Here is a 20,423-nt window from a genome sequence, read left to right as displayed (position 1 = left end):
CCGCCACCGCCGGGCGGTCCTCGTCCCACGCAGACACGTGACCGAGGAGTCCTTGCCTTGATACGCCCCGCCGCGGGAGTGATCGCCGCCAGCCTGGCCGTGACGCTCCTGCCCGCCCTCCCGGCGTCGGCCGCCTCCCGGCCGCCGGCCCCGCCCTCGGACGCCGCGCTGGCGGCCGAGCCGGCCCGCCACGACCTGACCCGGGAGCAGTTCTACTTCGTCCTCCCGGACCGGTTCGCGAACGGCGATCCGCGCAACGACCGGGGCGGGCTGACCGGCTCCCGGTTGGAAACCGGCCTGGACCCGACGGACAAGGGCTTCTACCAGGGCGGTGACCTCAAGGGGCTGACGGACCGGCTCGACTACATCAAGGGGCTCGGCACGACGGCCATCTGGATGGCGCCGATCTTCAAGAACCAGCCGGTGCAGGGCGCGGGCGCCGACGTCTCGGCCGGCTACCACGGCTACTGGATCACCGACTTCACGCAGGTGGACCCGCACTTCGGGACCAACGCCGACCTGGAGCGGCTGATCGACAAGGCGCACCGGAAGGGGATGAAGGTCTTCTTCGACGTCATCACCAACCACACCGCCGATGTCATCGACCACCGCGAGGCCTCCCGCGGCTACCTCTCCAAGGGCGCGTTCCCGTACCTGACCAAGGACGGGGTTCCCTTCGACGACTCCGACCACGCCGACGGGAAGCGGAAGTTCCCGGCGACGGACGCCGATTCCTTCCCCCTCACCCCCGTCGTGCCCGCGGCGAAGAAGAACGTCAAGGTCCCGTCCTGGCTCAACGACCCGTCGATGTACCACAACCGGGGCGACTCCACCTTCGCCGGCGAGTCCTCCGAGCAGGGTGACTTCTCCGGCCTCGACGACCTGTGGACCGAGCGTCCCGAGGTGGTCGACGGGATGGAGAAGATCTACGAGAAGTGGGTCCGGGACTTCGACATCGACGGTTTCCGGATCGACACGGTCAAGCACGTCAACACCGGGTTCTGGACGCAGTGGGCCACGGCCCTGGACGCGTACGCGGCCAAGCGGGGCCGCGAGGACTTCTTCATGTTCGGCGAGGTGTACTCCGCCGACACCGCCGTCACCTCCCCGTACGTGACCCGGGGCCGGCTCGACGCCACCCTCGACTTCCCGCTCCAGGACGCGATCCGCGCGTACGCCTCCCAGGGCGCGGGGGCCTCGCGGCTGGGCTCGGTGCTGGCCGAAGACCACCGGTACACCACCGACAAGGCGAACGCCTACGAGCAGGTCACCTTCCTCGGAAACCACGACATGGGCCGCTTCGGGACCTTCCTGAAGCAGGACCGGCCGCAGGCGGGGGAGCGGGAGCTGCTGGACCGCTACCGGCTGGCCAACGAGTTGATGTTCCTCTCACGGGGCAATCCGGTGATCTACTCGGGTGACGAGCAGGGCTTCACGGGCGCCGGCGGTGACAAGGACGCCCGGCAGCCCCTCTTCGCCTCGCGGACCGCCGACTACCTGGACGACGACCAGCTCGGCACGGCGCGCACCCACGCGAGCGACGCCTACGATCCGCAGCACCCGCTCTACCGGCAGATCAGTGCTCTCGCGAAGCTGACCCGGGACCACCCGGCGCTGCGGGACGGCGTCCAGAGCGCGCGCCTGGACACCGACTCCGTCCACGCGGTCGCCCGGACCGACGCCCGTACCCGTACCGAGTACCTGGTGGCCTCGAACAACGCGACCGGGCCCCGCACCGTGGAGCTCGACGCGCCGGCCGGCGCCGGCTACCGCACCCTGTACGGCGGCACCTCCCCGTACGCCGGAACCATCCGCGCCTCCGCCGCCGGCAAGCTCACCGTCACCGTCCCCGCGCTGGGCTCGGTGGTCCTGCGGGCCACCGCCCCCCTCGCCCCGCCCGCGACCCGGCCGTCCCTGACCTTGAAGGCCCCGGCCGCCGGCGCCACCGGCACCGTCGAGCTGTCCGCCGAGGTCACCGGGGGCTCCCTGAACCGGGTCGTGTTCGCGGCCCAGGCCGGCGCCGGGAAGTGGCAGGTCCTCGGCTCGGCCGACCACGCCCCGTACCGGGTCACCCAGCACGTCACGGCCGAGCCCGGCACCCCGCTGCGCTACAAGGCGGTCGTCGTGGACTCCGCCGGTCGCACGGCGAGCGCCCTCGCCGGGTCCGTCGCCGGCCAGGCCCCGCCCGCCCCGGCCCCGGGCGCGACGCAGCGCGAGTACGCGGTGGTGCACTACAACCGGCCCGACGGCGACTACGCGAACCGGCGGCTGTACGCCTGGGGCGACATCGCCGAGGGCGAGGCCACGCCCTGGCCCGAGGGGCACGCGTTCAGCGGCCGTGACGCGTACGGCGCTTTCGCGTACGTCCGGCTGAAGCCCGGGGCCTCCTCGGTGAACTACCTGGTCATCGACAAGGACGGCAACAAGGACGTCGCCGCGGACAGAACCGTCGACGTGACCAGGACCGGCGAGATCTGGCTCGAACAGGGCAAGGAGGCGGCCCGCACCGAACGCCCCGCCCAACCGCCGCAGGACACCACCAAAGCCGTCCTGCACCACCAGCGCCCCGACGGCGCGTACGACGGCTGGGGCCTGCACGTCTGGGCCGGCGCCGCGAACCCCACCGACTGGTCGAAGCCCCTCCGGCCCACCCGCATCGACTCCTACGGCGCGGTCTACGAGGTTCCGCTCGCCGAAGGCGCCCAGAGCCTCAGCTACATCCTCCACAAGGGCGACGAGAAGGACCTGCCCACCGACCAGTCGCTGGACCTGAAGGCCACCGGCCACGAGGTGTGGATGCTCGGCGGCAAGGAGCGCTACCTCCTTCCGCAGCCCGCCGGTTCGGCCGCCGCCCTGGACCTCACCAAGGCCGAGGCCGTCTGGATCGACCGCGACACCGTCGCCTGGAAGGCCCCCGAGGCCGCCGCCTCCCTCCAGCTCCTCGCCTCCCGCGAGGGCCGCATCACCGTCGACGACGGAGCCCTGAAGGAGGAGGGCGCCGCCTGGCTGCGCCTGAACCGCTCCGAACTCACCGCCGCCCAGAAGAAGAAGTTCCCGCACCTGGCCTCGTACGCCGCCTTCACCGTCGACGCCCGCGACCGCGACCGGGTCCGCGAGGCCCTGCGCGGCCAGCTCGTCGCGAGCGCCCGCGCCGCGAACGGCGCCGTCCTCGCGGCCACCGGCGTGCAACTCGCCGGCGTCCTCGACGACCTGTACGCCACCACGGCCGCGCTCGGCCCCGTCTTCAAGGACGGCCGCCCCACCCTCTCCGTCTGGGCGCCCACCGCCCGGAAGGTCTCCCTCGAACTCGACGGCCGTACCGTCGCCATGCGACGCGACGACGCCACCGGCGTCTGGTCCGTGCGCGGCGAGCGGAGCTGGACCGGCAAGCCGTACCGCTACGACGTCACCGTGTGGGCGCCGAGCACCCGCCGGATGGTCCGCAACCTGGTCACCGACCCGTACTCCACCGCCCTGACCACCGACTCCGCCCGCAGTCTGGCCGTGGACCTGGCCGACCCGAAGCTCGCCCCGGCGGGCTGGCGGAACCTCAAGAAGCCCGCACCGGTCCCCTTCACCTCCGCGCAGATCCAGGAACTCCACGTCCGGGACTTCTCCGTCGCGGACCGCACCACCACCCACCCCGGCCAGTACCTGGCCTTCACCGACACCGGCTCGGCCGGCATGCGGCACCTGCGCGACCTCGCCGCCGCCGGCACCTCCTACGTCCACCTGCTGCCGGCCTTCGACATCGGCACCATCCCGGAGAAGCCCGCCGACCGCACCGAACCCGCCTGCGACCTGAAGGCGTACGCCCCCGACAGCGACCAGCAGCAGGCCTGCGTGAGCGCCGCCGCCGCGAAGGACGCCTACAACTGGGGCTACGACCCGCTGCACTACACCGTGCCGGAGGGCTCCTACGCGAGCGACCCGAACGGCACCGCCCGCACGGTCGAGTTCCGCAGGATGGTCCAGTCGCTGAACGGCGCCGGACTGCGCACGGTCATGGACGTGGTCTACAACCACACCGTGGCCGCCGGGCAGTCCGACAAGTCGGTCCTCGACCGGATCGTGCCCGGCTACTACCAGCGGCTGCTGCCCGACGGCGCCGTGGCCACCTCCACCTGCTGCGCCAACACCGCCCCCGAGAACACCATGATGGGCCGGCTCGTCGTCGACTCGATCGTCACCTGGGCCAAGGAGTACAAGGTCGACGGCTTCCGCTTCGACCTCATGGGCCACCACCCGAAGGACAACATCCTGGCCGTGCGCAAGGCCCTCGACGGGCTGACCCTCGCCAAGGACGGGGTCGACGGCAAGCGCATCGTCCTCTACGGCGAGGGCTGGAACTTCGGCGAGGTCGCCGACGACGCCCGGTTCGTGCAGGCCACGCAGAAGAACATGGCCGGCACCGGCATCGCCACCTTCTCCGACCGCTCGCGCGACGCGGTCCGCGGCGGCGGCCCCTTCGACGAGGACCCCGGGGTCCAGGGCTTCGCCTCCGGACTGTTCACCGCGCCCAACTCCTCGCCCGCGAACGGCACTCCCGAGGAGCAGCGGGCCCGGCTGCTGCACGCCCAGGACCTGATCAAGGTCGGGCTGACCGGCAACCTCGCCTCGTACGCCTTCACCGACACCACCGGCCGTCGGATCAAGGGCTCCGAGCTGGACTACAACGGCGCCCCGGCCGGGTACGCCGCCGCTCCCGGCGACGCCCTGGCCTACGCCGACGCGCACGACAACGAGTCCCTGTACGACGCCCTGACCTTCAAGCTCCCGAAGGGCACCCCGGAGGCGGACAAGGCCCGCATGCAGGTCCTCGCCATGGCCACCGCGACCCTCTCGCAGGGCCCCGCCCTCTCCCAGGCGGGCACGGACCTGCTGCGTTCGAAGTCGCTGGACCGCAACTCCTTCGACAGCGGCGACTGGTTCAACGCCATCCACTGGGACTGCCGTGACGGCAACGGCTTCGGCCGAGGCCTTCCGCCGGCCGCCGACAACCAGCCCAAGTGGCCCTACGCGAAGCCCCTCCTGACCGGCCCGGCCCCCGGCTGCCCCGAGATCACCGGGACCTCCGCCGCCCACCGCGACCTGCTCAGGATCCGTACGACGGAACCGGCCTTCGCCCTCACCACGGCCGACGCCGTCCAGCGGACCATAGGCTTCCCGCTCTCCGGGACCGAGGAGACCCCCGGAGTGATCACCATGACCGCCGGCGACCTGGTGGTGGTCTTCAACGCCACCCCGGGCGTCCGGTCCCAGCGGGTGGCCGACCTCGCCGGCCGCGGCTACGCGCTGCACCCGATCCAGGCCGCGGGTTCCGACGCGACCGTGAAGGGGTCGACGTACGACACGGGGACGGGGCAGTTCACCGTCCCGGCCCGCACGGTCGCGGTCTTCAAGCGCGGCTGACCGCTCCTTCCCCTTCCCCTGCGACGCGGCGGTGCCGGACCCGGTCCGGCACCGCCGCCGCACGTGGTGCGGGTGTCAGGCATCAGACGTCAGGCGTCGTACACCGGGCGCCGGGCGTCGCACACCGGGCGCCCGGTATCGGGTGCCGGACGTCAGACCCAGATGCGGACGGCTTCCATCCGCAGCGCCTGCCCGGTGGTCCCGGCGTACACCGGGTTCCCCGCCACCGTGTTCAGCCAGCCGTGGGTCGCGACGTGCGCCTGCGCCCCCACACCGCCGGAGCCGACCTGCACGCCGAGGGCCTCCATCCGGCGTGCCTGCCCGGTGGTGCCCACCGTCACGGCCGCGCCCTCCCCGGCACAGGCCCAGCCCTGCCAGCCGACGTCGGCGAGGTGCGCGTTGGCGCAGACCCCGCCGACCCCGCGCGTGGCGATCACCACGGCCTCCATGCGGCGGCCCTGCCCGGTCGTCCCGGCCACCTGGCCGTCGCACACCGCCGCCTGCCAGCCCACGTCCTGCACGTGCGCGGCGTAACAGACCGTGCGGGCGTTCGGCGCCAACGACCGCTGCCTGGCCGTCGCGGCCTCCACCTCCGCGATCACCGCGGCGGGCGCCTGTACGGCGCCGCTCGCGAGCGCCCTGCCGCTCGCCGGGGCCGGCGCCGACGGCCGGCCCTGGGCCTGCGCCACGCCCGTGGCACCCAGTACTCCCGCCAACGCCATGCCCAACACGGCGCCCGTGACCCTGCTCATGGAACTCTTCACGGCTTTCCCCTCCTGGTACCGACTGGTCGGGTCCATCGGTACCGGGGCGCCGTCGGGGACGGCAACCGGTTGCGGGCGCCACGGCCGAGAGAGGGCGCGACTTGGCGCGCGCCGGGGACTTGCGTCGGCCGCCCGCCCCGTGCGTCGAGGCGCCGGACCGACGGGTCAGACGTCGAGGCGCCGCTCCATCAGGATCACCCCGTACACCCGGCCGTCCTTGCCCTGCTTCGAGGGGCATTCGCCGACCACCCGGTAGCCCGCGCCCTGGTAGTACGCGAGCAGCCGCGGGTTGGTGGACACGCAGTCCAGCCGGGCCCGCTCCCGACCGGTCCGGGCGATCCGGTACTCGGCGTGTTCGAGTATCCGCATACCGGCTCCGGCGGGCGCGGCGCTCCGCTCGATCATCAGCCGGTGGATGTAGCCGGCCACCGGAGGCTGGACTCCCCACGCCTCCTCGTCGGACCACCACAACTCGTAGGCGCCCACGACCCGTCCGTCGGCGTCCTCGGCGATCCACACCTCGCCCTCGCGGATCCTGGCCCGGAAGTGCTCGGCGTCCTTGTCACCCGGTTTCCACTGGTCGATCCCGTTGGCGCGCATCCACCGGGCGGCCTGGTCGTGCAGCTTCACCAGCGTGCCGGCGTCCTTCTCCACGGCCTGCCGGAACAACATTCCGTCGTCAATGATCACTCGGGCATTATTCCGCCACCGGGCCGCCGCGTCATGATCGGTGTGGTCATGATCAGCGTGAGCGCGGAACCGTGGTCGGCACGATCGCCGCCAGCCGCCCGACCAACACCCCGAACGGCCCGTCGGCCGGCTCGTCGGCCAGGATGCGCACCAGGATCCCCGCCATCTCCTCGTCGTACGCGGCGCTCACGGCGGCCAGCGCCGCGAAGTCGTGCACCAACTGGAGTTCCAGTTCGTTGCGGGGGATCTTCCGCCCGTCGAGCCAGATCAACGCCGTGGACTCGGCGAGCGACACCCACGTGCGGACCACGAGCTCCATCCGCGCGGGCGGCTTCTCGATCCGCAGGTGCGTGATGATCTGCTCGTACGCGGCCTGCCTGACCTCGTCGATCATCGCGTTGGCCCGGCTGCTCCCGGCCGCCGGCCCGCCCCGCATCAGGGCCGAGAACCCGGGCCCGTGGTCGTCGACGAACGCGAAGAACCGGCCCATGACCCGCAACAGCCGTGCCCCGAGCGGACCCTCCTGCGGCTCGACGAACCGTTGCGCGAGTTCATCCGCGGCCCGCCGCAACGCGGCCTCGTACAGGCTGAGCTTGCCCGGAAAGTAGTGGTAGACGAGCGGCCTCGATATCCCGGCCGCCGCCGCGATCTCGTCGATCGACACATCGTCGGGCGACCGGTGGCTGAACAGCTCCAGGGCCACCCCGATCAGCTGCTGCCGCCGCTCCTCGACACCCATCCTGCGTCGCACCCCGGTTGTCATGCGGACACCATACTTCGCCCGCCACATCCCCTGACCAGAGCACCTTCCCCCGCGTCCGCCCGCTTCGCCGGACCGCGCGCACCCGCTCCGCCGGCCCCCGTCGGGTCGCCCCGCCGGATTCCTCCGCGAGGCGCCGAACAGATCGTTTCTCGTCAATCACATATGCGCCAACTGCTCTGTCTTGTAAGGCAGTTGAGCGTCGGCGTACATTCGCAATCGCGATGTGCGGCTGAGCGCGTCGCCTGGAGTCAGGGGAGACTCCGTTGTCATCGGGGGATGGGAAAAATGCCTTCACGAAGAATCCCGCGGCTTCGCCATGCCATGGCGGCCGCACTCGGTGCGGTGGTCATGGCGGGTTTCCTGCCCGGGCACGTGCCGATGGCCGCGGCCCTGGCCGCCGCCGCGAGTCCCACGCCGACCGAGGGGCAGAATGCGCTCCGTGTGGCGGGGGAGACGGGTGAGCCGGTTGAGGTTGTCGGTCAGAGGACCGAGTTCACCACCACGTACGCAAATCCGGACGGGAAATCGTTCCGGTTGGACCAGTCCGTGGTCCCCGTCCGGGTCAAGGGGGAGGCCGGCGCCTGGGTCGAGCCGGACGCCACCCTGCGATTGCGCGCCGACGGCACGGTGGGCCCGAAGGCGGCCGCCGCCGGCGTGACCTTCTCGGGCGGCGGGGAGCGGGACAGCCTCGTCACCATCGACCGCGGAGGCCGATCGCTGTCCTTCGGCTGAAGAAGTGGGCCACCCGCTCCTACACCCTGGGCGGCACCAAGGTCGCGGTCCGCACCAACGAGTCGGGCACCTCGCGACTCTGGGTTGTCCACCCGTGGTCTGGGGTGTGTGTCGGTCCTGGCCTGCCTTGTCCTCGCCGGCTGCTCACCGGCGCCGAAGCCGATCGTGGCGGTGGAGCGGTCGGGTGAGGGCGCGGTACGGATTCTGATCACCCCGTGCCCCGGGTACGTGCCCATGCAGGTGGTTGTCTCCCCTGATGCGGGTGTTTCCCACTGGTCGGCTTTCAATGATCGCGGCAAGGCGGGTCCGCACGTGATCGAACCCTTCAAGGCCCCGGACGGTTGGAGTGCCGATCCGTCTGGGCCGTCCAAGTTCGAGCCCGGTGTCGCCTAAGGGGTGAACGTGTCGGGCGGATACGGGTCGCGGGGGATGCACGGCGACATGTCGTTCGACCTCGACGAGGTGGCGGCGCTTGAGGAGGGGGAAGTACTGGCGAGCGGCGGCAAGACGGTCAAGCGGGAGGACTTCCTGAAGCCCGACTCCGACCGCTGCGAGCCGTAGAAGCATGCCGAGGGCCCCGGAGGCGAAAACCCGCCTCCGGGGCCCTCGGCATGTTCGACCTACAGGTGCCTACACGCGCCTACAGGTCCAGGACCAGGCGGTCCGAGGCCGCGCGGGAGACGCACAGGAGCATCGAGTCCTCGCGTTCGCCGTCCGTGAGGAGCTCGTCGCGGTGGTCGATCTCACCGGCCAGCACGCGGTGTTGGCAGGTTCCGCAGAAGCCCTGCTCGCAGGAGTACGGGGTGTTCGGCAGTTCCCGTCGGACCGCCGCCAGGGTGGTCTCGTTCGCGGCGACCTCGACGGTGCGGCCCGAGCGGCTCAGCTCCACCGTGAACGGGTGCGTGGCGCCGCCCGTGGTCGCGGTCGGGGCGAAGCGCTCCAGGTGGACCGGTACGGCGGCCGGGGCCGCGGCTCGTACCGCCTCCATCAGCGGTTCGGGCCCGCAGCAGTAGACCAGCGTGCCCGGGGCGGCGGCGGCGACCGGGCCCAGGTCGGGCAGGCCGCTCTCGTCCTGCGCGAGGACCGTGACCCGGTCCCCGTACGCGGCGAGTTCCGCGAGGAACGGCATCGTGGCCCGGCTGCGGCCCCCGTACAGCAGGGTCCAGTCGGCGCCCGCCGCCTCGGCCGCCCGCAGCATCGGCAGGATCGGGGTGATGCCGATGCCGCCGGCCACGAAGACGTACGAAGGCGCCGGCGCGAGCGGGAAGCGGTTGCGGGGCGGGCGCAGTTCCAGCTCCGCGCCCTCCACGAGCTGCGCGTGGGCCTCGCGGGAGCCGCCCCGGCCGTCCTCGACGAGCCGGATCGCGATCGTGTAGCGGCCCCGGTCGGCGGGATCCCCGCACAGGGAGTACTGCCGCACCAGACCCGAGGGCAGCGTCACGTCCACGTGCGCCCCCGGGGTCCACGCGGGGAGCTCCGCGGATTCCAGGGTCAGTCGCAGGACCCCGTCCGCCGGTTCGGTACGGGCGACGATCAGGGCGCGCAGGGTCCGGCGCGGCGAGTACCCCGATATGGGGGTTTCCAGGGCGGGCAGCGGCCACAGCGGCGAGCGGCCGATGCGCCCCCGCAGGGCGCGCCGGGTCAGCAGGGCGGCGCCCGCGACGGCGGTGAGGGTCAGGGCGCGCCTCACGGCCGCACCCCGCCGTTGGCGCCCGGCGAGGACGCCAGGTAGGCCTCCGCCTGGGCGGTGGAACCTTCCTGCGAGGGGTGGTACGTCCGGGAGAGGTACGTCGGGATCGACTTCAGCATGGCTCCCGTCGAGGGGAGGACGCCCTGTTGTCCGGACCGGAAGAACTGGCCCAACGACGCCTTGGCCGTCGGTAGTTGGGGGTCGTTCTCCATGAAGAAGCGGGCCCCGCGCTGCCACAGGAACGCGAGCGCCGCGAAGGCGGTGGCCCAGGTCCTGGCCCGGCGCCGGTAGCCGCCGTCGACGTGCATGAACAGGTCGAAGGCCACCGAGCGGTGCTCCACCTCCTCCGCACCGTGCCAGCGCAGCAAGTCGAGCATCATCGGGTCGGCGCCCCGCCGGTCCAATTCCTCGGCGTTGAGGACCCAGTCGCCCAGGAACGCCGTGTAGTGCTCGATGGCCGCGATCATCGCGACCCGCTCCATGAGCCACCAGTCGCGGGCCTTGCCGGGCGGCAGCGTACGGTCGCCCAGCAGCTTCTCGAACAGCCAGTCGACCTGGGCCGTGTACGGCGTCGGGTCCAGACCCAGCCGCTTGAGGTGGGGGAGCACGTCGTCGTGCGCGGCGGCGTGCATGGCCTCCTGGCCGATGAAGCCGACGACGTCCGCGCGCAGCCGCTCGTCCGTGATGAGGGGGAGCACCTGCTTGTAGACGTGCACGAACCAGCGTTCACCGGCGGGGAGCAGCAGGTGCAGCACGTTGATGGTGTGCCCGGCGAAGGGATCGCCGGGCAGCCAGTGGAGCGGGGTCGCGTCCCAGGAGAAGGAGACGTTCCGCGCCCGGAGGTCCATGTGTTCCGACGCCACGGGGGCGGGCGCGAGCGGCGTATTAGACATGGCGTCAATGTACTGAGGGGTAGCGAGATGGAAAACCCCTCTGCGTCGACTTCCTGCCGACCTCGACGACCGACCCGTGCCCGCGACCCTCCGCGGCGCCGGTCCGACGACAGGACCAACCGCAGCGCCTACCGCAGCACCCCCGCCTTCGTCCCGTCGGTCAGCTTGCCCGACAGGTCCACCTGGGCGCCCGCCGGAGCCTTGACCGCCAGTCGATTCCCGGTCGCGGCCCCGTTCACCCCGGCACCCTTCACCGACAGCGAGGCGAACTGGGCGCTGCCCGCCGCCACCACGTACCACTGGCCCGCGCGGGACTTCCACAGGACGCCCGCCAGCACCCTCGGCTCCCGGGGCCCGCACGCCGGCGAGCCCTCGGCCTTGGCGGCCTGCGCCGCCGGCGGCGCGCCCGGCGCCAGGAACTGGGCCTGTACCCGGTCCGCCGTGCCCTGCCAGGTCTCCGCCCGGGTGCACAGCCAGGTCGCCGTGCCCTCGCGCTCCGGCATCGGCTGCTTCGCGTACGTCCACGCGTTGACGCTGCGCACCCCGTGCGAGCGGACCGAGGGCAACAGGCAGGCGGTCCTCGACCATTCGCCGAGTTCGGCCGCCTCCGTCACGTTCCGCTCGGCGCCCGGGGCGCCCGAGGTGAGCCGGGCCGGGGTCAGCTCGCCCAGGTCGGTGACCAGCCGCGTTGCGCCGTCACCGGTCAGCGCCAGCGCGTTCCAGCTCGTGCAGTTGCCCCCCGGTGCCGGGCCCACGACGGGCGGGGTGACCCCGTCCGGGGTGAGCTTCAGTGTCGTCGGGGCCTCGCCGGGCTTGAGGAGGTCCCGCAGCGCGGCGGCGCGCACCCAGGGCGCCGTGAGGTAGCGGACGTTGCCGTCGACGCGGCTGAGGACCAGGCCGGTCGCGGTGTCCGCCGAGGCGCCGTCGGTCCGGGCGAAGTCCAGGGCGGCTCCGGTGGTCCCGGAGCGGGGCTCCGCGTACCGGATCACGCGCAGCCCGTCGTACAGCAGCACCACGACGGCCTGGTCGACGGCGCCCGCGTACAGCAGCTGCGGCGGGCCCATCGGCGGGCCGGTCGGGCTGCCGGGAGTGGCCGAGACCACGACGGAGGAGCCGGGCCTGGCCCAGACGGCGAGCGCCCGGCGCAGCAGCTCCGTGTCGTCGACGCGGTCACCGCGGGCGGGCCAGCCCGAGTAGTCCGTACGGGAGGACGTACGCCAGACCGTGGCCGAGGCCCGCACCAACTGCCCCGGATCCAGCGCCTGTTCGGCGGCGGCGTTGCGCGCGTACGACGGGGCGGCGGGCCCGTCCGAGCCCCAGCCGCCGCCCGGCAGCGCGAGGAGCGCCCCGCACACCGCGAGGGCGGCTGCCCCGGCCAGGGAGGCCCGGAAGAAGCGGCGCCGCCGCAGCAGGTCGGTGGGTCGCGCCTGGAGTACGCACGGGTCGAACTCGGGGGAGGCGAACAGGCCGTCGTGCACCGGATCCCCGGACTCCGCGACCGCCGCCGCCGGGTTCGCGACCCCGGCCTCGGTCAGCACCCGCAGCACCTCCGGCTCGGGCAGCCCCTCCAGCGCCCGCAGGACGCAGGCCGCGCGACCGGGACCGTTCAGGGTCGCCAGCCACTGGTCCAGCGCCAGTTCCTCGGCCCCGCCCGAGCGGGGGAACAGCCGCAGCCCCCACACCTGCGGGAGCACCGGCGGCAGTTGTCCGCGCAGCGGCAGCGACCGGAACGTCAGGGGGATCCCCGCCTCCAGCGCGGAGCGCAGCACGCGCAGCCGGACGTACGCGTACCCGGACTCGGGGCCGCCCTCGCCCCGCTGCGCCGGCACCCCGCCGCGCACCGTGCCGGGGTCGGTGCCCCGGCGGCCGCGCGGGAGCGCCCGCTGGGTCAGGGAGTGGGCGGTGAGCACCCGCCGGTTGCGGCCGAGGGCGGGCGGCAGCACCAGGTAGGCGAGCCGCACCAGCCGCGGGTAGTGCTCGACGATGGCGGCCTCGGCCAGTTCGACGTCGGGGGTCACGGGGGGCAGGGGGCGGGTGGCGGTATCCGGCGCAGTCACGTTCAGCAGAACGAGCGAATCGTCCGATGGTCACCCGTCGCCGGGGCACCCGTTCGGGCCCGCGCGCCGGGGTGCGCGAGGCCCTGCCGGGCGCCCCCGACGAATCGTTCCCGCCGAGTGTCGGCCGAGGCGGCCCAGGCGATGAGGCGGGCCCTCGGCGTCGCGGCGGCTCAGGCGATGAGGCGGGCCCGCAAGGCCTCGACGGTCTCGTCGGGGACGCCGAGGCCCTCGCGCACGTACTTCTCCATCGAGCCGTACCGCGTCCCGACCTCCCGCAGGGCCGTCTCCAGGTAGGAGGGGAACACCCCGATCAGGGCCAGCGCGATGTCCGGGTCCCCGCCGGCCGCCGTGAAGCCCTCGATCATCCGCGCGAAGGCCCGCTTCACCGCGGGATTGACCGAGAGGTACTCCTCCATCAAGGTCTCCTCGTCGGCGCCGAGCAGCGACAGGATGACGGTCGCGCCCCAGCCCGTACGGTCCTTGCCGGCCGTGCAGTGGAACAGCAGCGGGCCCGCCTGCGGGTCGGCGGCCTCGGTGAGCAGCAGCCGGTACGCCGCCTGCGCGGACGCGGAGACCACGAACGACCGGTACACCTCGGCGAAGATGGCCTGCGCCTTGCCCCCGCCGAGGTGCTCCTCGGCCACGGCCGGATCGGACAGCAGGTCCTTGAGCTGCGCGGCGGCGGGCACGCCGCCCACCCCGGCCCGCATCTTGTCCGCCAGTACGTCGCTGACCAGCAGGCGCGCCCCGGCCGGCAGCCGGTCGGGGTGGTCGGCCCGCTCGGCGTCGCTGCGGAAGTCGATGACCGTACGGATTCCCAGCGCGGCCACCGTCGGGTCGGCGTCGAGGTCGAGCCGGTCGAGCTGACCCGAGCGCAGGACGAGCCCGCGGCGTACGGTGCGGCCGCCTGAGAGCGGGGTGCCGCCGAGGTCGCGCAGGTTGGCGACGGTGGTGGACGGAGTGGCGGTCATCGTGGCGGCTCCAGCACTGTGCGGATCGGACGGGTCGGACGGATGGGACGGATGGGACGGGTCGGGTGGGGGCGAGAGGAGGGGGCGAGAGGAGGGGGCGGGGCGGGTCACCCGGTTCGCGCGAGGACGTTCCCGCGCGGCCTCGCCCCGGAGAGACGATCGGCCGCCAGCGAGAGGCCGACCCCCACGCCCAGGGCCACCAGGTGACCGACATCGGTGAACGTCCGCCCGCGCCTCAGCACCGGCGCCGCGGCGAGCGCCAACAGGCCGACCCGGGCCACGCCCCGCACCGTCCCGCGCGGCAGCGCGGAGGTCAGGACGCCGAGCACCGTGTTCAGCCCGTAGCTCGTGCCCACGTCCAGCGCACGCCGGGTCTCGGTGTCCGCGGTGCGCCGCAGCACGGTGTGGACGAGCAGGGTGGCGCAGGCGTGCCCGAAGAGGAAGGCCGCGGCCGTCCACCACGCCCCGTACGCGTACTCCGTGTAGCCGAGCGCGGCCACCAGCAGGAGCGCGTAGGGCAGCGGCATCGGCTCCTCGACGACGAGGGCACTGCTCAGCAACGTCCCCCAGTGGCCGGCGTCGAGGTTGTCGACGTTGGTCGAGCAGCCGCGCAGCACCCGTTCCCGCTCGTACGGGGCCAGGCGTTCCATGACGTGGGCCCCGAGCTGGACCCCGCCGGTGTAGGCGACGGCGACGGAGCCGGGAGGAAGCGGCCGGGACCAGGGCAGTGGATTCACTCGAACATGATCGGACACGGCCCCGTCGAGGCCGGCACCGGGCCTCGTGGGAGCATGACCTGGACATGTCCGAAACTCGCGCGCCGATGCGCGCCACACGGGCCGCGTTGTTCGCGGCGGTGTGTGTCGCCTTGGGTGCGGTGGGGCATTCGTACATGTCGGGTATGGATGTTCCCCTTTATGGCCTTCTTGGTGCTTTCGGGGTGATCTGCTCACTCGCGTGGCTCGCCGCCGGGCGACGGCGGGGGCCCGCGGGCATCACCGCCGGGCTCCTCGCCGCGCAGGGCATGTTGCACCTCGCGTTCTCCGGAAGCCAGGGAGCCCACCCCGCGTCGATGCCGATGCACGCGCCGAGGGTCGCCGACCCGGCCGGAACTTCCCCCGCCCATCACCACACCGCCGGCATGGACATGGGCGCGGCGGGCGCGGGAGGCGGCACCACCGCACCTCACGAGATGGCCGACATGGCCGGCATGGCCGACCTCGCCGACCTGGCGGGGACGGCCGGGCACGGACACGGCGGCCTCGGGATGATCGCCGCCCACGTGCTGGCCGGGCTCTTCTGCGCCGTGTGGCTCGCGTGGGGCGAGGCCGCCGTGTTCCGGCTCGCCGGCGCCCTCGGGGCCGCCGCGCTGCTCGCCGCCCGGCCGCTGTCCCGCGCGCTCGCCCTGGTCCGCACGCGCGTGGCCCTCGTGCCGGCGCCGCCCGCGCACTGTCCTCCGTACGAACGGCCGCGCTTCCTGCGCGGGGCCCTGCACGCCCACGCCGTGGTGCGCCGCGGCCCGCCGCGCCGGCGAGACACCCGAGCCGCGGCCCCCGGCCGTCCTGCCCGCGCCTGACCGGCGCACCCTCCCCGGCCCCGTCGGTGAGGGGCGAGACCTGGGGGTCATCACCCATGTCTTCGCCAACACCTAGGACCGACATGTCCCTTGACGAGCTTCAGGACGCCCCCGCCCGGGGCGCCGAGGTGCCACCCCGACACACCGCCGGAGGCTGGGCCGCGTTGCGGCCGCTGCTCCTGCGGACGCACTTCTACGCCGGGCTGCTGATCGCCCCGCTGCTGTTCATCGCCGCCGCCACCGGGCTGCTCTACGCCGCCTCCTGGCAGGCCGAGAAGATCGTCTACGCCGACGAACTGACCGTCCCCCGCGTGGGCGAGCGCGCCCTGCCGCTGAGCGCCCAGGTCCGGGCCGCCCGGGAGGCGGAGCCCGGAGGCGAGGTCACCGCCGTCTGGCCCGCACCCGACGCCGACGACACCACCCGGGTGATCATGGAGAAGAAGGGGCTCGCGGAGGGCGAGACCCTGACCGTGTTCGTCGACCCGTACACCGCCGACGTGCGCGGGCAGCTCACCACCGCCGGCGACGCGCTGCCGCTGCGGGCCTGGCTGAGCGAGTTCCACTCCAGCCTCCAGCTGGGCGAGTTCGGCCGGAACTACAGCGAGCTGGCCGCCAGCTGGCTCTGGGTGGTCGCCCTGGGCGGGCTCGCCCTGTGGATCGGTCGCCGGCGCACCCGCCCGGCACGGCTCGTCCTCCCGGACCGGACCGCCACCGGCCGTCGCCGGACCCTGTCCTGGCACGGCACGGTGGGCCTGTGGGCCGCGGCCGGCCTCGTCGTCCTCTCCGCGACCGGCCTGACCTGGTCGAAGTACGCCGGTGAGAACATCGGGCAGCTCCAGGACCGGCTGGGCGGGGCCACCCCGTCCGTCACCGCCACGCTGGACGGCGCCGGGGCCGCCGGCGGGGCGGACGAACACGCCGGGCACGTCATGACCGACGGCATGGAGATGCCCCCGCCCGCGCCGACCGCGGACGTGGGCATCGACAAGGCCGTCGCCGCGGCCAGGGCCGCCGGCGTGACCGAGGACCTGCGCGTGACCCTGCCCGCCCGGGGCAAGGGCTACGTGGTCAAGGAGACGGACAAGCAGGTGCCGGTGCACCTGGACGCCGTCGCCGTGGACCCGGCCGACGGCACGGTCATGGACGAACTGCGCTTCGCGGACCACCCCCTGCTCGCGAAGATGACCCGCTTCGGCATCGACCTGCACATGGGTCTGACCTTCGGCCTCGCCAACCAGGTCGCGCTGGCGGCGCTCGCCGTCGCGGTGATGTTCCTCGTGTTCTGGGGCTACCGCATGTGGTGGATGCGCCGACCCACCAAGGATCGCCGGCTGTCGGTCGGCCGCGCGCAGCCGCGCGGCGCCTGGCGACGGTTGCCCGCGACGACGCTGCTGCCGCTCGCCGCGGTGACGGCGCTGGTGGGCTGGTTCGTGCCGATGCTCGGGATCAGCCTGCTGGTGTTCCTGCTGCTCGACGTCGCGCTGGGATTCCTGGCGCGCCGCCGGGCGGCCTCGGCGACGGGGGCGTAGCCCAGCCCGGTCCGGGCCCCGACGCCACGACGGGTCGGGGCCCGGACCGGGACGTGCGACGACCGCGGGCCCGTACTCCCCCTCGCGCGTACGGGCCCGCGGTCGGGCGGCGGGTCTCCGCCGTGCGGCTCAGGGGGCGTACTTGTAGCCCACGCGGCGCACGGTCTGGATCGCGCCCCGGTGGGCCGTGCCCAGCTTGCGGCGCAGTCGGGCGATGTGGACGTCGACGGTGCGACCGTCGCCCACGTGCCCGTAACCCCAGACGGTGGTGACCAACTGGTCCCGGCTGTGCACCCGGTGCGGGTGCGCCACCAGGTGGGCCAGCAGCTCGAACTCCAGGTACGTGAGGTCCAGCACCGTGCCGTCGACCTCGGCGGTGCGCTGAGCCGGGTCGATCCGGACCAGCTCGTCACCGGTGGCGGCGGGCGCCGCGGTCGGGCCGGCCGAGGGCGCTCCGGCGCGGGTCGGGGCGGGGACGGAGTGCGGGGCGAAGGCGATCGGCTGCTGGTCGGCCGGTACGAGGACCAGGTAGCCGACCATCGGCGGCTGCCCCGGCAGGGTCGGCAGGGTGTGCTGGGGCGCGGGCAGCCAGGTGGCGCCCGGCGGGAGCAGGTCCACCACCCGGGCCACCTCGTCCCGGTCCACGGCCCGCAGTCGGTGGCGCGGACTGGGCGGGAAGGTCAGGGGAGCGGCGGAGGAGGCGGACGTGAGGGTACGGGGGTTCGTCATGAGTGGTCAGCTCTTTCACGCGGAGTGGTCGGCAGGAGACGTGCGTACGTCGTCGATGTCGTACCGCGCAGACCGAAGGCCTCGGGGAGGTCGTCTGTGAGAGGTCCCGGGAGGCTTTAGAGGGCCGGCGCGTTCTTCGCGCGGCAACACACCCGGTCGAAATCATGATCCTGACGGGAAGGCCAGAACGGCTCGAGGTCGCTGCGACCTGACGAGGTGTACGAGACGTACGAGTGGCTGGCCATGACCTCATTCAAGCAGATGTACGGGGCCCCGGGCAGACCCCGTCTCACTCTATGGATCGGAATCTCATATTCCGTGACGTCGGCGTGAATGAGGTGTCACCATCGCGACAAATCGTCAGCCGGTGAGGCGCTTTCGCCAGTCCGTGCCGGTCACGCGGATCGCGTCCCCGGCCGACCCGTCCCAGGCCCACCGGAGCCCCGCCGCGTCCAACGCGGCCACCACCTCCCGGCCCACCGAGACCGTCTCCTCGTCGCCCGCGTCGAAGGCCCCGTAATACAGGTGCAGATCGTGGCCGACCGCGACGCTCTCCGTGCACTGGGTGTGGAAGAAGACGAACCCGCGCGCGTCCCCCTCGCGTTCCTCCCAGATCTCCCCCTGGCCGCAGTTGCGGCAACAGGTGAAGTTCTCCCGGGCGGTGATGCCGCCGGAGTCCAGGGCCGCGAAGGCGCGGGTCAGTCGGTCCGGATCCGTCTCGCCGGTCCAGGTGGCCTGCTCCGCGACCCGCTCCCGCCAGAGCCGGTACACCAGCACGCGGGCCTGCGGCCCGGACACCGGCCGGACCCCGTCCTTCACCAGGTAGTCCTCGGCCTGCTCGATCAGCTCCGGTATCCCGTCGTAGCCGCACCGCAGGACGAGCCGGATCCGTTCCTCCAGCCGCTCGCGCACGGAGTCCTCCAGCGCCGGCGGCTCCGGCTCGACCGGAAGTTCCAGCCGCTCCCAGGCCGGGCCGAGCTCCCAGCCCTTCTCCTGCCGGGCCCAGCCGGTCATCACCCGACCGACCTCCTGCGGCGCTGACAGGTACGCCTGGAAGTGCCGGTCGGCGGAGCCCTCGCGGTACTCCAACTGGTAGGAGCGGGCACCGGAGTCGCCCGCCTCGTGCCACACCTGGATGAACACCTCCGGGTCGGAGGTGCGCCGCTCGACGATGAGGAAGCGGTCGCCCGGGGCGCCGATGCGTCCCAGTAGTTCGGTCAGGGTGCGTGAGGAGGGGCGGTCGTGGGTGTCGCCGCGCTCGGTCCTGATTCTGATCGGGAGCATGGGCACACCGTGCCAGAGGGCACCGACAGCGACGCCCGCCGGGCCTGGTGGCCGGCGGGCGCCGTCGTGCGTGCGGTGGTCCGACCCGGAGCCGGGCCGGGGGCGGATCGGGCCGGGTCAGGGCCTCAGAGCAGGCCGTCCTTCTCCAGCGCGGTGCAGCAGGTGTCCGTGATGAGGCGGGTCACCACGTACGGGTCCACGTTGGCGTTCGGCCGGCGGTCCTCGATGTAGCCCTTGCCGTCCTTCTCGACCTGCCACGGGATGCGCACCGAGGCGCCGCGGTCGGAGACGCCGTAGCTGAACTCGTTCCACGGGGCGGTCTCGTGCAGACCCGTCAGGCGCTCGTCGATGCCGGCGCCGTAGTTCTTGACGTGGTCGAGCGGCTTGCTGCCCTCGCCCAGGGACTCGCACGCGGAGATGATCGCGCGGTAGTCCTCGCGCATCGCCTTCGTGGAGAAGTTGGTGTGGGCGCCCGCGCCGTTCCAGTCGCCCTTGACCGGCTTCGGGTTCAGCGTCGCGGAGACGTTGAAGTCCTCGGCCGTGCGGTAGAGCAGCCAGCGCGCGATCCACAGCTGGTCGGAGACCTCCAGCGGGCCGACGGGGCCGACCTGGAACTCCCACTGGCCGGGCATGACCTCGGCGTTGATGCCGGAGATGCTCAGGCCGGCCACGAGGCAGTGGTCGAGGTGCTTCTCGACGATGTCGCGGCCGAAGATCTCGTCCGAGCCGACGCCGCAGTAGTAGCCGCCCTGGGCGGCGGGGAAGCCGTTGACCGGGAAGCCGAGCGGGCGGGCGCCGTCGAAGAAGGTGTACTCCTGCTCGATGCCGAAGATCGGCTCCTGGCCCGCGAACTTCTCGGCGATCGGACGGAGCAGTGCGCGCGTGTTCGACTCGTGGGGGGTCATGTCGATGTTCATGACCTCGCACAGGACGAGGACGTTGTCCCCGCCGCGGATCGGGTCCGGGCAGGAGAACACCGGCTGCAGCACACGGTCGGAGGCGTGTCCCTCGGCCTGGTTGGTGCTCGATCCGTCGAAGCCCCAGATCGGCAGCGCGTCGCCGTCGGCGAGGATCCGCGTCTTGGAGCGAAGCTTGGCCGTCGGCTCCGTGCCGTCGATCCAGATGTACTCAGCCTTGTAGCTCACGGGCCCCATCCTTCGGTGCGTCGCTCCGGCGCGGACTCTGCGGGTGTTGCGTTCGCGGCGCTGCGTGTGCGGTGCCGCGGTTTCGGCCGCCGGCTCGCCGGTCGCGGCGCTGCGATCGCGTGCTGCGGTGATGACCGCAGCGTGCCCCCACGCGATTTCTCTTCCGTTGCCCGTGTGTGAACCCCGTG

The 20,423-nt window shown here is 72.9% G+C and carries 15 protein-coding genes; 4 read left to right on the top strand and 11 right to left on the bottom strand.

Annotated elements, in window-relative coordinates; all coding sequences use genetic code 11:
• Positions 1–57: 57 nt before the first annotated feature.
• Positions 58–5,412, top strand: coding sequence for a pullulanase-type alpha-1,6-glucosidase (gene pulA / locus OHA84_RS11960; protein ID WP_266971799.1), 5,355 nt, complete (start codon positions 58–60; stop codon positions 5,410–5,412).
• Between the two features lie 152 nt (positions 5,413–5,564).
• Here pulA and OHA84_RS11955 read toward each other — a convergent pair whose 3' ends face one another.
• The 3 genes from OHA84_RS11955 to OHA84_RS11945 all read right to left on the bottom strand — a co-directional run bounded on the left by OHA84_RS11955 (position 5,565) and on the right by OHA84_RS11945 (position 7,629).
• The gene (locus tag OHA84_RS11955; RefSeq protein WP_266947249.1) at positions 5,565–6,164 is read right to left on the bottom strand and encodes a polysaccharide deacetylase; all 600 of its coding nucleotides are present in this window, start codon (positions 6,162–6,164) and stop codon (positions 5,565–5,567) included.
• 177 nt (positions 6,165–6,341) lie between these two features.
• Positions 6,342–6,866: a GNAT family N-acetyltransferase gene (locus OHA84_RS11950; RefSeq protein ID WP_053676125.1), complete on the bottom strand. Its 525-nt coding sequence runs from the start codon at positions 6,864–6,866 to the stop codon at positions 6,342–6,344.
• Between the two features lie 52 nt (positions 6,867–6,918).
• A complete protein-coding gene (locus OHA84_RS11945; protein ID WP_053676124.1) occupies positions 6,919–7,629 on the bottom strand; it encodes a TetR/AcrR family transcriptional regulator in 711 nt (236 codons plus the stop codon).
• Between the two features lie 285 nt (positions 7,630–7,914).
• Here OHA84_RS11945 and OHA84_RS11940 point away from each other — a divergent pair, with 285 nt between their 5' ends.
• A complete protein-coding gene (locus OHA84_RS11940; protein ID WP_266947245.1) occupies positions 7,915–8,361 on the top strand; it encodes a hypothetical protein in 447 nt (148 codons plus the stop codon).
• Positions 8,362–9,001: 640 nt separating this feature from the next.
• Here OHA84_RS11940 and OHA84_RS11935 read toward each other — a convergent pair.
• The 5 genes from OHA84_RS11935 to OHA84_RS11915 form a co-directional block, all read right to left on the bottom strand.
• Positions 9,002–10,051: a PDR/VanB family oxidoreductase gene (locus OHA84_RS11935; protein ID WP_266947242.1), complete on the bottom strand. Its 1,050-nt coding sequence runs from the start codon at positions 10,049–10,051 to the stop codon at positions 9,002–9,004.
• Positions 10,048–10,944: a metal-dependent hydrolase gene (locus OHA84_RS11930; RefSeq protein ID WP_266947240.1), complete on the bottom strand. Its 897-nt coding sequence runs from the start codon at positions 10,942–10,944 to the stop codon at positions 10,048–10,050. Before OHA84_RS11930 ends, OHA84_RS11935 begins: the two co-directional genes overlap by 4 nt.
• 128 nt (positions 10,945–11,072) lie before the next feature.
• Positions 11,073–13,001 carry a hypothetical protein gene (locus OHA84_RS11925; RefSeq protein ID WP_371591358.1) on the bottom strand — a complete coding sequence of 643 codons (1,929 nt, stop codon included), beginning with the start codon at positions 12,999–13,001 and terminating at the stop codon, positions 11,073–11,075.
• A 170-nt stretch (positions 13,002–13,171) separates the two neighbouring features.
• A complete protein-coding gene (locus tag OHA84_RS11920; protein WP_053676117.1) occupies positions 13,172–13,972 on the bottom strand; it encodes a tyrosine-protein phosphatase in 801 nt (266 codons plus the stop codon).
• 107 nt (positions 13,973–14,079) lie between these two features.
• Positions 14,080–14,709, bottom strand: coding sequence for a rhomboid-like protein (locus OHA84_RS11915; protein ID WP_063839436.1), 630 nt, complete (start codon positions 14,707–14,709; stop codon positions 14,080–14,082).
• 203 nt (positions 14,710–14,912) lie between these two features.
• On the opposite strand from OHA84_RS11915, the gene OHA84_RS11910 reads away from it, so the two are divergent.
• A complete protein-coding gene (locus OHA84_RS11910; RefSeq protein ID WP_266971804.1) occupies positions 14,913–15,548 on the top strand; it encodes a hypothetical protein in 636 nt (211 codons plus the stop codon).
• 83 nt (positions 15,549–15,631) lie between these two features.
• Entirely contained in the window at positions 15,632–17,077 is a 1,446-nt protein-coding gene (locus OHA84_RS11905; RefSeq protein WP_266971806.1) for a PepSY domain-containing protein, read from the top strand.
• 129 nt (positions 17,078–17,206) lie between these two features.
• On the opposite strand, the gene OHA84_RS11900 is transcribed toward OHA84_RS11905, so the two are convergent.
• The 3 genes from OHA84_RS11900 to glnII form a co-directional block, all read right to left on the bottom strand.
• Complete coding sequence (locus tag OHA84_RS11900; protein ID WP_053676114.1) at positions 17,207–17,806, bottom strand: winged helix-turn-helix domain-containing protein; 600 nt, start codon at positions 17,804–17,806, stop codon at positions 17,207–17,209.
• A 360-nt stretch (positions 17,807–18,166) separates the two neighbouring features.
• Entirely contained in the window at positions 18,167–19,090 is a 924-nt protein-coding gene (locus OHA84_RS11895; protein ID WP_266971808.1) for a hypothetical protein, read from the bottom strand.
• Positions 19,091–19,215: 125 nt separating this feature from the next.
• A complete protein-coding gene (glnII, locus tag OHA84_RS11890; protein WP_053676112.1) occupies positions 19,216–20,235 on the bottom strand; it encodes a glutamine synthetase in 1,020 nt (339 codons plus the stop codon).
• Positions 20,236–20,423 lie beyond the last annotated feature (188 nt).

The organism is Streptomyces sp. NBC_00513 (assembly GCF_041431415.1).
In the GTDB taxonomy this organism is placed as follows: Bacteria; Actinomycetota; Actinomycetes; order Streptomycetales; family Streptomycetaceae; genus Streptomyces.
The sequence above is the reverse complement of the archived record's forward strand: the minus strand, read 5'-3'. Positions and strand labels throughout refer to the sequence as shown.